This is a genomic window from Streptomyces sp. NPDC051018 (genome assembly GCF_044456085.1).
Classification (GTDB): domain Bacteria; phylum Actinomycetota; class Actinomycetes; order Streptomycetales; family Streptomycetaceae; genus Streptomyces.
This window is the reverse complement of record NZ_JBITFN010000002.1, coordinates 452,464-466,844: the sequence shown is the minus strand read 5'-3', so window position 1 is coordinate 466,844 and position 14,381 is coordinate 452,464. Positions and strand designations below refer to the sequence as shown.

Genomic DNA, 14,381 nt, shown 5'->3' with positions numbered 1-14,381 from the left:
ACAGATACCTGAGGTTCCGATGAACGCTGTCGAACCCCCTCTCGGCCCCCCTGACGCCAGCCTCAGTCCGCGCTACGCCGGACTGGCCACGTTCGCGCGCCTCCCGCGCATCGAGGACGTGCCCCGCGCGGACATCGCCGTCGTCGGCGTCCCGTTCGACAGCGGGGTCAGCTACCGGCCGGGGGCCCGGTTCGGGCCCGCGCACATCCGCGAGGCGTCCCGGCTGCTGCGCCCCTACAACCCGGCGCAGGACGTCGAGCCGTTCGCCGCGCAGCAGATCGCCGACGCGGGAGACATCACCGCCAACCCGTTCAGCCTCACGGAGGCCATCGGGCAGATCCAGAGCGCGGCCGAGGCGCTCACCGCCGACGGCAAGCGCCTGCTGACCCTCGGCGGGGACCACACCATCGCGCTTCCGCTGCTGCGTGCGGTCGCCGCGCAGCACGGTCCGGTGGCCGTTGTGCACTTCGACGCCCACCTCGACACCTGGGACACCTATTTCGGCGCCCCGGTCACCCACGGCACGCCCTTCCGCCGCGCGTCCGAGGAAGGGCTCATCGACCTCACCGCCAGCATCCATGTCGGCACCCGGGGCCCGCTGTACTCACGCGAGGACCTGCGGGACGACGAGCGACTGGGCTTCGCGGTGATCTCCAGCCCGGAGATCGAGTCCGAAGGGCTCCCCCGCGCCGTCGAGCGGATGCTCACCCGGCTCGGCGACCGCCCGGTGTACCTCTCCATCGACATCGACGTGCTCGACCCGGCGCACGCGCCCGGCACCGGCACCCCCGAGGCCGGCGGTATGACGAGCCGTGAACTCCTCGCCATGATCCGCGCGCTGCGCGCGGTGCGTCTCGTCGGCGCCGATGTCGTCGAGGTGGCTCCCGCCTACGACCACGCCCAGCTCACGGCCGTCGCCGCGTCCCATGTGGCGTACGAGATCCTCTCGGCCATGACCCCGGCCGCCCCCGCTCCCGCCGGATGACCGGCCCGCACCCCCGATAGGACGACGATGGCTTCCCCCGAGACCGCGACCGGTCGCGAAGGACCGATCGAGCAGCATTCGATCGACTATGTGCCGAGCTCCGAGCGGCACGGCAAGGTCTGGCACCAGGGCCCGTTCTGGTTCACGGGCAACTTCGTGCTCCCCACCATGGTCGCCGGCTTCGTCGGCGCCTCCATGGGTCTCAGCGTCGGGTACAGCGTGCTGGCGATCGTCCTGGGCGTGGGCTTCGGCACCTTCTTCATGGCGTTCCACGCCAACCAGGGCCCCCGGATGGGGCTCCCCCAGATGATCCAGTCACGGGCGCAGTTCGGCAGCCGGGGCTCCACCGTGCCCTTCGCCGCGACCGTGTTCGTCTATGTCGGCTTCCTCGTCTTCGACACGGTCCTCGCCGAGCAGGGCATCGGGCTGATCCTGCCGGACGGCAAGCTGTTCTGGTACCCGGTGCTGATCGCGGTCTCGATCGTCATCGCGGTGGTGGGCCACGATCTGCTCCACTTCGTGCAGCGCTGGCTGACGTATCTGCTGATCGTCGTCTTCGCGATCCTCACCGTCGTCGCCATCGTGCACTTCTCCTCCAACCCCGTCGCCCAGGGCGCGCCCGCAGCGACGGCGGGCTGGGACTCGACCGCGTTCCTCGTGCAGTTCTCCCTCGCGGCCGGTTACAACATCAGCTACTCGGTATACGTCTCCGACTACACCCGCTACCTCCCCGCGAACGCCCCCGCCCGCAAGCTGATCACCGCCGTGTACGCGGGTGCCACGTTCTCGGCCGTGTGGCTGATGTCGCTGGGCGCGATCCTCGCGAGCTATCTGCCCGACCCCGACCCGATCCTGGCCCTGCGCGAGGTCGGCGACCTGCTTTTCCCCGGCTTCGGACTGATCGTCGTGCTGACCTCGGTCCTCGCACTGATCTCGATCATGGGCGTGAACGCCTACGGTGCGATGCTGACCGGCGCGAGCGCGCTCGACGGCTTCCGCAAGGTGCGTCCGACCGTACGGCTGAGGGTCGTCGGTCTGGTGATCGTCGGTGTCGCCTCGCTGATCGTGGCGCTGCTGATCCCCGACGACTACATCGGAAGCTTCAACAACTTCGTTCTGCTGATGCTGTACTTCCTGGTGCCGTGGACCGCGGTCAACCTCGTCGACTTCTACTTCGTGCGCCGCGGGAAGTACGCGATCGCCGAGATCCTGAAGCCCGACGGCATCTACGGACGCTGGGCCTGGCGGGGCATCGGCGCGTACGTCATCGGGTTCCTGGCGATGATCCCGTTCTTCTCGACCAGCTTCTACGTGGGTCCGGTCGCGGACGCGCTCGGCGGCGCGGACTTCTCGTTCGTGATCGGGCTGACGGTCTCCGGGCTGCTGTATCTGCTCTTCTCCCGGGGCCTCGACCGGGGTACGGAGGCCGAGGCGCGCGCGGAGAGCGAAGCCGAACTGGAGGGGGCCGCCCGATGACCCCGCGTCCCGAGCCGGCCGGCCGGGCACCCCGCCCCGCCCGGAACTCCACCGGAGCGGAACCCGTAGCGGGCCATGAGCACTGCCGTGGACACGGGTCCGACCAATACCCGGGGCAGGAACCGGGGCGGCGGACCGGGGTCACGGTCGCCTGCTGCCAGATCGCGCCTCGGGTCGGGCGTGTCGGGGAGAACCGCGAGCGTATCCGTACGGCGGTGCTCGCCGCCGCGGACCGGGGCGCGGACATCGTGGTCCTCCCCGAACTGGCCAACTCCGGCTATGTCTTCGAGGACGCGGACGAACTGCGGTCGGTGGCCGAGCCCCTCGACGGACCGACGGTCACGGAGTGGGAGGAGCTCGCGGCCCGGCTGGGTCTGGTGATCGCCGGCGGTTTCGCCGAACTGGGCGAGGACGGCCGGGTCCACAACTCGGGCGTCCTCGTGGACGACAGCGGGCTGCGCGCCTCCTACCGCAAGGCACATCTGTGGAACGGCGAGAAGACCTGGGGCTTCACTCCGGGCGGTGCGCCGCCGCCCGTGGTGGACACCCCGCACGGCCGTATCGGGCTGATGGTCTGCTACGACCTCGAATTCCCCGAGTGGGTACGGCTCGCGGCCCTGCGTGGAGCCGAGTTGCTGTGCGGACCGGTCAACTGGCCGCTGTACCCGCGCCCCGAGGGCGAGCGCCCCGGTGAGATCGTCCGGGTGCAGGCGGACGCCTCCGTCAACCGGATGTTCGTCGCGGTCGCCGACCGCACCGGCACCGAGCGCGGACAGGACTGGCTCGGCGGCAGTGTGATCGTCGACGCCGACGGCTACCCCGTGAGCGGACTGCGCCTGGGCGAGGAGGCGGTCGTCACCGCGACGATCGATCTCGCCGAGGCCCGTGACAAGACCATCAGCGAACGCAACGACGTGCACGCGGACCGGCGACCCGGGCTGTACGCGGGCATCGGAACGGAGCAGCCATGACAGGCACCACGGTCGCGGTCGTCCAGCAGCCGCCGGCCCTGCTGGACCTGGAGGAGTCGCTGCGCCGGGCGGCCGTCCACATCACGGACGCGGCGGCGGCGGGAGCGGATCTGGTCGTCTTCCCGGAGACCTGGCTGACCTGCTATCCGGCGTGGGTGTTCGGCCTCGCGGGCTGGCGGGACGGCACGGCGCGGCACTGGCACGCCCGGCTGCTGGAGCAGAGCCCCGTACTCGATCACGACGGCGGTGTGGACGACGACCTCGCGCCCGTCCGCGCGGCGGCCCGCGAGTGCGGGGTGAGTGTGGTCCTCGGGCTCAACGAGCGGCCGGGCAGGGCCTCGGGGTCGCTCTACAACTCGCTGATCACCATCGGCCCCGACGGCCGCACCCTCAATCTGCACCGCAAGCTGACTCCGACGCACACCGAGCGCATCGTGTGGGCGGCCGGTGACGGGGCGGGCCTGCGGGTCGTCGGCACCCCGGCCGGGCGGGTGGGCTCGCTGGTGTGCTGGGAGCACTTCAGTCCGCTCGCACGGCACGCGCTGCACGCACAGGACGAGGAGATCCATGTCGCGGCGTGGCCCGATATGCCCGAGAGCCATGTGATCGCGGCACGTTCGTACGCTCTCGAAGGGCGCTGCTTCGTCGTCTCGGCGGGGCAGTACCTGACGACGGACGATCTTCCCGCCGATCTGCTCGACGCCTACCGGGCGGGGGTCGGCCCGGACGCGCCCGAGAGCGGGCCCCTGTTCAACGGGGGTTCCCATATCGTCGCCCCCGACGGGTCGTGGGTCGTGGAGCCGGTCTTCGACGAGGCCCGCGTGATCACGGCGACCCTCGACACCGGGCAGCGCTACGGCGAACTGCTCGACCTCGATGTCGCGGGCCACTACGCGCGGCCCGATGTCTTCCAGCTCTCCGTCGACCGGAGCCGCCGTGAGAAAGGTGTCCGGTTCACCGAGTGATTTCGCCCCGTCGAACCGGCCGGTGCACACCGGGGAACGTGCCGTCCGGGCAGGTGTGTTACCCGGTGGCCCGGCCGGTCGGCCGTTGCGGGACCGGGCACGGTACCGCCGCGTCCGGTCGCTGCTCGGGGTTTCCCTCTCCAGGAACTTAGGTTAGCCTCGCCTGAATTCGCGTGCTCGCCATGGGCACGGCGAGCCGGGTACGGAGGGGTGCGGTGGAGGGCGGGGGGCTGTCGCAACGAGCGGTGCTGCGACGGGCGATCACCGGACAGCGCCGCGACATCACCGTCGCGTCCCTGCTGGGAGCGGCCCATCAGACCGCCGAAGCCCTCATTCCGGTCCTGATCGGCCTCGTGATCGACCGGGGCGTCGCCGACGGCGACGGCTCCGGGCTGCTGCTGGGCATCGCCGCACTGGGCCTGGTCTACCTCGGGCTCTCGTTCAGCTTCCGCTTCGGCGCCCGTGCCGGGGAACGGGCCGCCGAGACGGCGGCCCACCGGCTCAGGACCGAGCTGACCGCCCGGATCCTGGCGCCGGAGGGCGGGGCCGGAACCGGGCGGCTGCCCGGTGAGCTGGCCGCCGTCGCCACCCAGGACGCCAAGCGGGTCGGAGCCGTGAATCTGGCCGTCTTCGTGGGCGTCTCGGCACTCACCGGGCTCCTGGTCGGCGCCGTCGTGCTGCTGCGGGTCTCCCTGCTGCTCGGTCTGGTCGTACTGCTCGGCACTCCCCTGCTGCTGTGGGCGGGCCATCTGCTGAGCAAGCCCCTGGAGCGGCGCAGCGGGGCCGAACAGGAGCGGGCCGCCCACGCGTCGGGCGTCGCCGCCGATCTCGTCGCCGGTCTGCGCGTGCTCAAGGGCATCGGCGCCGAGCCGTACGCCGTCGCCCGCTACCGCGACACCAGCCGCGCATCGCTCGCCGCGACCCTGGTGGCCGCGCGGGCCCACGCGTGGCAGGGCGGGATCGTGCTCGCGCTGACGGGGATGTTCATCGCCCTGGTGGCCCTCGTCGGCGGACGGCTGGCCGCCCGGGGGGACATCACCCTCGGCGAACTGGTCTCCGCCGCCGGTCTGGCGCTCTTCCTCCTCGGCCCGCTCTCCGTGTTCTCGTGGGTGAACGCCGAACTGGCGCAGGGCCGCGCCTCGGCCGCCCGGATCGCCGCCGTCCTCACGGCCGACGCCGACGTGGTTCCCGGAACGGCCGCCCCGCGCCGGCCCGTCGAGGGGCGCATCCGGCTGCGCCGCCTGTCGTACGGAACGCTGCGGGACCTCGACGTCGAGTTCGAGCCCGGCGGGATCACCGGTGTCGCCGCCACCGATCCCGCCGACGCGGCGGCGCTGCTGCGCTGTCTGGCCCGGCACGGCGACCCCGACAGCGGCTCGGTCGAACTGGACGGAGTGGATCTGACCGCCCTGGACCCCGTGGACATCCGCACCGCCGTGCTGGTCGCCGAGCACGACGCCGATCTGTTCGAGGGCACCCTCCACGCCAATGTCGCCGCCGCCGCGTCCGGCGGGGACATCCGGGCGGCGATGGCCGCCGCCGGGGCGGACGAGGTCGCCCGCGCACTGCCCCGGGGCGGCGACACGGAGATCACCGAACGCGGACGCTCGCTCTCCGGAGGCCAGCGGCAGCGGGTGGCACTGGCCCGGGCGCTGGCGGCGGACAGCCCCGTCCTGGTCGTACACGACCCGGTGACCGCGGTGGACGCGGTCACCGAGGCCAGGATCGCCGGCGGGATCCGGGAACTGCGCCGGGGCCGTACGACGATCATGGTGACCACCAGCCCGGCACTGCTCGCGGTGACGGACCGGGTCGTCCTCGTAGAGGGCGGCCGGGTGACGGGCAGCGCCACACACGGCGACCTCGTGCGCGACAGCGCCGGCTACCGTACGGCGGTGCTGTCATGACCGGCCCGCACCCGCGGAAGGCCGCGGCGGAGGGCCGGGCGCTGCTTCCCGTCGCGAGCGGGCCCCGTACCCGCGCGGCCGTCGGTGAACTCCTGCGCCCCCACCGCCTCCTCGCCCTCGGCGGCTTCACCGTGACGGTGCTCGCCACGGCCGTGGGACTGCTGACCCAGCCGCTGCTCGGCCGCATCGTCGACATCGCCGCCGACGGCCGTCCCGTGGGCGCGCTGACCTCGACCGTACTGCTGCTGGCGGCCGTCGCCCTCGCCCAGGGCCTCGCCACCGGACTGGGCCTGTCCCTGATCTCCCGGCTCGGCGAGACCGTGCTCGCACGCCTGCGGGAACGTTTCGTCGAACGGGCGCTGGGACTACCGCTGGAACAGATCGAGCGGGCCGGATCGGGCGATCTGACCGCCCGGGTCACCGGGGACGTGTCCGTGGTCGCCGACGGGGTGCGCACCGCCCTGCCGGAACTGGCCCGCTCCCTGCTCGCCATCGTGCTGACCCTCGGCGCCCTCGCCGTACTCGACTGGCGGTTCCTGCTGGCCGCGCTGCTCGCGGTGCCCGTCCAGGCGTACACCGCGCGGTGGTACGTACGGCGTGCCGTACCGCTCTACGCCGAGCAGCGGGTGGCGGGCGGAGCCCAGCAGCAACAACTGCTCGACACGATCGCCGGCGGCTCGACCGTACGCGCGTTCCGGCTGGAGAAGGAGCACACCGAGCGGGTCACCGAACGCTCCCGGTCCCTGGTCGATCTGACCATGCGGGGCGTACGGCTGGTCCTCGGCTTCTACAGCAGGCTGCACATCGCCGAGTTCATCGGGCTCACCGCCGTCCTCGTCACCGGATTCCTCCTGGTACGCCAGGGGTCGGCGTCCCTCGGCACGGCGACCGCCGCCGCGCTCTACTTCCACAGTCTCTTCACGCCCGTCAACTCCGCCCTGGTGCTCCTGGACGACGCCCAGTCGGCGTCGTCCGGCCTGGCGCGGATCGTCGGAGTGGCGGACCTGCCGCCGCCCGGGGAGCCCGAGCGGCCCGCGGTGCCCCGGGACGCCTCTCTCACCGTCACCGGCGTCGGCCACGCCTACGAGAGCGGTCACCCCGTGCTCCACGAGGTGTGTCTGACGCTCCGTCCGGGAGAGCGGGTCGCCCTGGTGGGAGCGAGCGGCGCGGGCAAGACCACCCTGGCGAAGCTGATCGCGGGCATCCACCGGCCGACCGAGGGCACCATCGAACTCGGCGGGGCGCGGCTGGAGGCGATCGGCCCCGCCGCCCTCCGCCGCACGGTCGCTCTCATCACCCAGGAGACGCATGTCTTCTCCGGGCCCCTGGCCGAGGACCTCCGGCTCGCCAAGCCGGATGCCACGGACGCCGAACTGCGGGCGGCGCTCGACCGGGTGGACGCGCTGGCCTGGGCCGAGGCGCTCCCGGACGGTCTGGCGACGGTCGTCGGGGACGGCGGCCACCGGCTCGGCGGCGCCCAGGTCCAGGCGCTGGCGCTCGCCCGGCTGATCCTCGCCGATCCGCCGCTGGTCGTCCTCGACGAGGCGACCGCCGAAGCGGGCAGCACCGGGGCCCGCGCACTGGAGAAGGCCGTGGCCCGGGCCGTGGACGGACGTACGGCGCTGATCGTCGCGCACCGGCTGACGCAGGCCGCGACCGCCGACCGGGTCGTCGTCATGGACGCGGGCCGGATCGTCGAGTCCGGGACACACGACGAACTCCGGGCGTCCCGCGGCAGCTACGCGGCGCTGTGGAACGCCTGGTCCGGCACCCGGGACCCCGCCGGGTAGCCCGGCGCTCCCCCCACACGACGACCGCGCCACCCCGACAGTCCCGCCCTCCGACCGTCCCTCCGACCACGCCTCCCGCCGACCACGCCCTCCCGCCGACCGAACCGAGGAACGACCGATGTCCCGCTCCGCCGTCCGGCGCCTGACCGCCGCACTCGCCTCCGTACTGCTCCTGCTCACCGCCGCCACCGCCTGCGGTTCCGACTCCGAGGGCTCCGGCGGCTCCGAGGGGGGCGGGGCCGCGAAGAGCGGCTCCGCCGACTCGGCCTACCCCGTGACGATCCCGCACACCTACGGCAGCACCCGCATCACCTCCGAGCCGAAGCGGATCGTCACCGTCGGGCTGACCGACCAGGACGCCGTGCTCGCGCTCGGGAAGGTCCCGGTCGGCACCACCGAGTGGATCGGCCGCTACCCGGGAGCCATCGGCCCCTGGGCCGAGGACGAGAAGGGCGACGGCAAGACGCCGGCCGTCCTCAAGGACACCGGCACCGGACCCCAGGCGGAGAAGATCGCCGCGCTCAGGCCGGATCTGATCCTCGCCGTGTACGGCGGGCTCACCAAGGAGCAGTACACCTCGCTGTCCCGGTTCGCTCCGGTCGTCGCCCACCCCAAGGAGTACAACGACTACGGCATCCCCTGGCAGGAGCAGACCCGCACGATCGGCAGGGCGCTCGGCAAGTCCGCCGAGGCGGACGCGGCCGTCGCCGGTGTGGAGGCGAAGTTCAAGGCGGCGGCCAGGCCGGAGTTCAAGAACGCGACGGCGCTGATGGCCACTCCGTACGAGGGCATGTTCGTCTTCGGCACCCAGGATCCGCGCTCCCGGATTCTCACCGGGCTCGGCTTCAGGCTGCCGGACGGTCTGGACAAGGCGATCGGCGACCGGTTCGGCGCGAGCATCAGCAAGGAGCGCACCGACCTCCTCGACCAGGACGCCGTCGTGTGGATGGTCACCGATGTCGCCAAGGACTCGGCGAAGCTCCACAAGGACGCCTCCTACGGAAATCTGAAGGTGGTCGAGGACGGCCGTGAGGTCTTCGTCCACGAGACCAGCGGCTACGGGAACGCCATGGCGTTCGGCACGGTACTGAGCCTGCCGTACGTCATCGACCGGCTGGCGCCGCAGCTGTCCGCCGCCGTCGACGGGAAGCCGGCGACCGCGGTGGGGCAGCCCGCCTCCTGACCGCACGCGGCGCGGGAGCCGGACCGCGCCGGGACCCCGGGTCCCGGCCGGCCTCCCGCCCGCCGACCGCGCACGACGACGCGCCCCCTCCGGGCGGGCGCCGGCCGGCCCCTCGTCCGGGGCCGGTCCGACCGGTGAAGGACATGATGTGGGGAGCCCGGTGACGAAGGAGCAGCGCCCGCGCGCGGCGCTGCTCGTGGTGCTGTCCGCGACGGCGCTCGCCGCGCTGGTCGCGGTCTCGCTGTTCTTCGGCGCGCTGAGTGTGCCGCCCGGCCAGGTGTGGAGCACGCTGCTCGGTGACGCGCCCAGTACCCGGGTCGACAACGCCGTCTGGTCGGTACGGGTACCGAGGACCGCGCTGGGCATCGCGGCGGGAGCGGCCCTCGGGCTGTCCGGTGCGCTGATGCAGGCCCTGACCCGCAATCCGCTCGCCGACCCGGGAATCCTCGGGGTGAGCGCCGGGGCCGCCTTCGCCATCGTGCTCGCGGTGGGGGTGCTGGGTCTGGGATCCGTCCACGGGTATGTGTGGTTCGCCTTCGCCGGGGCGTTCGGCGCCAGTGTGCTGGTGTATCTGCTGGGCGGGCTCGGACGGTCGGGGACGACACCGGTCAAGCTCGCGCTCGCCGGAGTCGCCATCACCTCGCTGCTGTTCTCGCTGACCAGCGCCATCGCGCTGACCGATCCGGACGCCCTGAACCGCTACCGCTTCTGGTCGGCCGGATCCCTGGCGAACCAGGACGAGGGCACCCTGCTGCGGATCCTGCCGTTCCTCCTGGCCGGCGCGGCGATCGCGCTGGCCGTCGCGCCCGCGCTCAACAGCCTCGCGCTCGGCGACGATGTGGCCGCCTCGCTGGGGACGAGGCTGGGGCTCGTCCGTGTTCTGGGCGTGGTCGCCGTGACCCTGCTGACGGGAGGGGCGGTGGCCGTGATCGGCCCGGTGGTCTTCGTCGGCCTGGTCGTCCCGCATGTGGCGCGGGTGCTCACCCAGTACGCGGGGATCGGCCCCGACTACCGCTGGCTGCTCCCCCTGTCGGCGGTCCTCGCCCCCTGTCTGCTGCTCGCCGCCGATGTCACGGGACGCCTGCTGGCCCGGCCGACCGAGATCCAGGCGGGCGTCCTGGTCGCCTTCATCGGGGGACCGTTCTTCATCGCGATGGTCCGCCGCCGCCGACTCGCGGAGCTGTGAGCATGACCGACATCGTTCCCTCCTCCGGCCCCCGGGCCCCCGGCAACGGCGCTGACGGCCCCGGGGCGCGGGAGCCACACGCCCCAGGCGCAAGCGCCTCCGGCCGGGACGCGTACGGAGGTGACCTGCCCGGCCGGGACGCGCCGGGCGGCGACCCGGCCGGCGGTGACCTCTCCGGCCGAGACCCGTCCGGCCGTGAGCGCGGGCGCCCGCCCGGCCGCGGCGCCCGCCGGGTTCACTTCCGGCTGGCCGTACCGCCCGTCTCCGGAGTGCTGCGGCCACGGCTCGCCGGGGTGTGCGCCGCCCTCGCAGCCGCCGCGTTCCTCGTGTTCTGCTGGGGGATGTCCGTCGGCGACATCCCGTACAGCCTCACCGAGGTGATGAACGCTCTCCTGGGCTCGGGCGACCCCGGCACCCGGCTGATCGTCCAGGAGCTGCGTCTGCCCCGGGCGCTGGCGGGCCTGCTCGTCGGCATCGCCTTCGGCATGTCCGGCGCTCTGTTCCAGACCGTCACCCTCAACCCGCTCGCCAGCCCGGACATGATGGGCATCACCCAGGGCGCGGGTGCCGTGGTCGTCGCGGGTGTCGTCCTCGGCTGGGACGGCACCCTGGGCACCCAGGTGCTGGGACTGCTCGGCGCCCTCGGCGCGGCCCTGCTGGTGTACACGCTGGCCTGGAAGCGCGGAACCACCGGATACCGCATCATCCTCGTGGGCATCGGGGTCGCCTGGATCTCCACCAGCGCCACGGACTATCTGATGGCACGGGGGGAGCGGTTCGAGGCCCAGGCCGCGCTCGGCTGGCTCGTCGGCAATCTCAACGGCCGCGAATGGGACCAGGTCACTCCTCTCCTGTACGCCCTGACCGTCCTGGTCCCCGCGGCGCTGCTCCTCGGCCGGCTCACCCGCACCCTCCAGCTCGGCGACGACGTCGCCCGGGGACTGGGCACACGGATCCAGGTGGTCCGGCCCGCGGTCCTGCTCACGGGCGTCGCCCTGGCCGCCTTCGCCACCGCCGCGGCCGGGCCCGTGGTCTTCGTCGCGCTCGCCGCACCGCAGATCGCCCAGCGGCTGGCCCGTACGGCCTGGCCACCGCCGCTGGCCGCGGGACTCACCGGGGCCGTGATGGTGCTGGTGTCCGATCTGCTCGCCCGCGAGCTGATCGACGGGACGGAGCTTCCCGTCGGAATCGTCACGGGAGTCCTCGGCGCGCCGGTGCTGCTGTGGCTGCTCGTCCGTGCCCAACGCGCCGGCTCAGGAGGCTGACCGCATGTCCGTGAAATCCGCGAAGTCCCCTGATCCCGGGACGGGTTCCGGGTCCGTCGCCACCGCTTCCGGGCCCGGGGCGGCCGCCGCTTCCGGGGCAGCCCCGGGTACCGAGGCGTCACCGGGGTCCGGGCCGCCGGCCGAAGGGCCGACGACCGAGGGGCTGCGGGCCGAAGGGCTGCGGGCCGAAGGGCTGCGGCTGGCGTACGACCACCGGGTCGTGGTCGACGGTCTCGATGTGGCCGTCCCACCGGGCCGCGTCACGGCGATCGTCGGGGCGAACGCCTGCGGGAAGTCGACCCTGCTGCGGGCCCTCGCCCGGCTGCTGACGCCGAAGGCGGGCTCGGTGCGGCTCGACGGCCGCTCGGTGCACGCCATGCCGACCAGGGAACTCGCCCAGCGCCTGGGAATCCTGCCCCAGTCCCCCGTGGCCCCCGAGGGCCTGACCGTGATCGATCTGGTGGGCCGCGGCCGCTCCCCGCACCAGACGTGGTGGCGTCAGTGGTCCTCCGCCGACGAGCGCGCGGTCCACGACGCACTGCGCGCGACCGCCATGACCGATCTCGCCGAACGCCCGGTCGACGAACTGTCCGGCGGCCAGCGCCAGCGCGCCTGGATCGCCATGGCGGTCGCCCAGGGCACCCCGGTGCTCCTGCTGGACGAGCCCACGACCTATCTCGATCTGGCCCATCAGATCGATGTGCTCGATCTGATCACCGATCTGAACCAGCACGAGAACCGTACGGTGGTCATGGTTCTGCACGATCTCAACCAGGCGTGCCGTTACGCCGATCATGTCATCGCCCTGAAGTCCGGACGCGTCGTCGCCGAGGGCCGCCCGTCGGACGTCATCACCGCCGCCATGGTGGAGGAGGTCTTCGGCCTCCGCTGCCGGATCGCGCCCGACCCGGTCAGCGGGACCCCGATGGTCATTCCGATCGGCCGCCACCACGAGAACGGTGGGACGAGCGGGAACCGTGAACGACCCGAGCCGCCCAAGCCGCCCGAGAACCGCGCGCAGCCCGAGTAACGGTCGACCGTGCTCGGCCGGCGGCACCGGGCGAAGGACCTCCGGACAGTCACCGACGCGCGCCCCTTTTGGGTGGCTCGGTTCTCCCCCAGACTCCGTCCGGGGGCACCCCCACCGGGCCGCTTGAGCGTCTGTCGACGGTCGACCGTGCTCGATCCCTCGTTCCTCGGGACCTCCGCGCGCTCTCCCTTTCGACACCCGCGCGGCCCTGGGCTCACTCGCCCAACGGGCGAAGGGCCTCCGATTGTTCGGGACCTCGCGCGGGCCCTTCGGCCCACCCGCCCAACCGGCGAAAGGTCTCCGAGTGCTCGGCGTCCCGAGAACCCCCCAACCCACCCGCCCGAGGGGTGCAGGGCCTGTGCTGCTGGCCGTTCGCCCTCGGTCGGGGCAGCCGGACCGTGCGGTTCCGGCCTGTCGTCCGCCGTCAGGGACAGCGCTTGCACAGAGGGCCCGGCCTCCGTCGCACCCGCCCGGAAGACCGGTCGGGCGCCCCTCGGCCGCTCGCTCCGGCGCCCGCGTGCCCGGAACGTGACACCCTGTGCCGTCCGGCGGCCCCGAGTACCGGGTCACGGGATGCCGGACGGGTGGGCCCGGGCGGCGGATCAGTCTCGGCCACGGCCCGCGCGGGCGCCTTGATCCCCGTACGGCCCGGCCGGTTGAATCGCCGGGTGATCGAGATCGGTGTGGACCTGGGCGTCGTCACGGCCCCCTCGGGTGTGCTCGTGCTCGGGATGGCGGGCTGGATCGACCACTGGTCCCGGGCCGGGGCGCCGCTGTCCGAACGTGCCGCGGCCGCGGCCGGGAGCGGCGGGCATCTGCACGAGCCGGCCGGAGGCCGCCCTCATGAGTGGATGTGCGAGGCGGTCGCGGTACCGGCGGCGGCCGACCGGCCGCTGCGGGTACGGGCCGCCGCGTCGCCCTCGCCCTTCGACGGCGGTCCGACGATCGCCGTTCTGGAAACGGACCTCGGCCTGCCCTGGCCCTCCACCGCCGGGGACGGCCGGCCCGTGCTGCTCGGGGACCTTCCCGTCGACCGCTGCGGCATGGTGCTCGGTGACGCGTCGGCCCTGGACTCCTTCACCGGGGAGAACGGCGAGTCGTCCGACGGGCTCGCGGACGTCGCGTACTGGGGCAAGCACGCGGAGACGGTCTACGCGAAGTTCGGCGGTGACCGGGTCACCGGGCACGGCGGCGACACGACCCACGGGTGGCCCGATGTGCCCGTGGCGAAGGCCGAGGCGCTCGCGGAGACCATCCGGTCCTGGGCCGCACAGATCACCGGGGGCGAGGGTCTGACGGTGGCGGTCGCCCTCCACACCCACGCCTACCGGCTGCACCACGCGGGCCGGGCCCATCCCCTGCTGGCCGGCGTCGTCGAGGTGGCCGGATGCCCCGTCCTGGGACTCGGCTGGGACAGCGGCGACCACTCGACGCGGCACCGGGGCGAACGGCGCTCCGGCCATGTCTACCCCGTCACCCTCGAAGCCTCCCCCGGCGGCGGCACGGTGCTGCGCTGGACCATCCCGCCCGCCGAGCCCCCGGAGACGGACCGCTGACGGATACGGCACCGCTCGCCCGGCCCTCCGGGCCGTACGGACAACAGGCCCCGGCCCGGGAGTTTCC

General features: G+C 73.1%; 11 protein-coding genes. All 11 read left to right on the top strand.

The window, feature by feature from the left end:
• Positions 1 to 19 precede the first annotated feature (19 nt).
• Positions 20 to 985, top strand: coding sequence for an agmatinase (gene speB / locus ACIBCM_RS05720; RefSeq protein WP_399240571.1), 966 nt, complete (start codon positions 20 to 22; stop codon positions 983 to 985).
• Between the two features lie 27 nt (positions 986 to 1,012).
• Entirely contained in the window at positions 1,013 to 2,461 is a 1,449-nt protein-coding gene (locus ACIBCM_RS05715; RefSeq protein ID WP_399240569.1) for a purine-cytosine permease family protein, read from the top strand.
• Positions 2,458 to 3,432 (top strand): nitrilase family protein, encoded by a 975-nt coding sequence (locus ACIBCM_RS05710; protein ID WP_399240567.1) that lies wholly within the window; start codon positions 2,458 to 2,460, stop codon positions 3,430 to 3,432. Before ACIBCM_RS05715 ends, ACIBCM_RS05710 begins: the two co-directional genes overlap by 4 nt.
• Positions 3,429 to 4,397 carry a carbon-nitrogen hydrolase family protein gene (locus ACIBCM_RS05705; protein WP_399240565.1) on the top strand — a complete coding sequence of 323 codons (969 nt, stop codon included), beginning with the start codon at positions 3,429 to 3,431 and terminating at the stop codon, positions 4,395 to 4,397. Before ACIBCM_RS05710 ends, ACIBCM_RS05705 begins: the two co-directional genes overlap by 4 nt.
• Positions 4,398 to 4,579: 182 nt before the next feature.
• Positions 4,580 to 6,304 carry an ABC transporter transmembrane domain-containing protein gene (locus tag ACIBCM_RS05700; RefSeq protein ID WP_399240562.1) on the top strand — a complete coding sequence of 575 codons (1,725 nt, stop codon included), beginning with the start codon at positions 4,580 to 4,582 and terminating at the stop codon, positions 6,302 to 6,304.
• A complete protein-coding gene (locus tag ACIBCM_RS05695; RefSeq protein ID WP_399240560.1) occupies positions 6,301 to 8,094 on the top strand; it encodes an ABC transporter ATP-binding protein in 1,794 nt (597 codons plus the stop codon). The genes ACIBCM_RS05700 and ACIBCM_RS05695 overlap by 4 nt, the downstream gene beginning before the upstream one ends.
• A gap of 118 nt (positions 8,095 to 8,212) precedes the next feature.
• Entirely contained in the window at positions 8,213 to 9,277 is a 1,065-nt protein-coding gene (locus tag ACIBCM_RS05690) for an iron-siderophore ABC transporter substrate-binding protein (RefSeq protein ID WP_399240558.1), read from the top strand.
• A 160-nt stretch (positions 9,278 to 9,437) separates the two neighbouring features.
• Positions 9,438 to 10,463, top strand: a complete 1,026-nt coding sequence (locus tag ACIBCM_RS05685; protein ID WP_399240556.1) for a FecCD family ABC transporter permease — start codon at positions 9,438 to 9,440, stop codon at positions 10,461 to 10,463.
• A 2-nt stretch (positions 10,464 to 10,465) separates the two neighbouring features.
• Positions 10,466 to 11,728 carry a FecCD family ABC transporter permease gene (locus ACIBCM_RS05680; protein WP_399240553.1) on the top strand — a complete coding sequence of 421 codons (1,263 nt, stop codon included), beginning with the start codon at positions 10,466 to 10,468 and terminating at the stop codon, positions 11,726 to 11,728.
• Between the two features lie 4 nt (positions 11,729 to 11,732).
• Entirely contained in the window at positions 11,733 to 12,758 is a 1,026-nt protein-coding gene (locus tag ACIBCM_RS05675) for an ABC transporter ATP-binding protein (RefSeq protein WP_399240551.1), read from the top strand.
• A gap of 668 nt (positions 12,759 to 13,426) precedes the next feature.
• Positions 13,427 to 14,314, top strand: a complete 888-nt coding sequence (locus tag ACIBCM_RS05670) for a hypothetical protein (protein ID WP_399240549.1) — start codon at positions 13,427 to 13,429, stop codon at positions 14,312 to 14,314.
• The last annotated feature ends 67 nt before the right edge of the window (positions 14,315 to 14,381 follow it).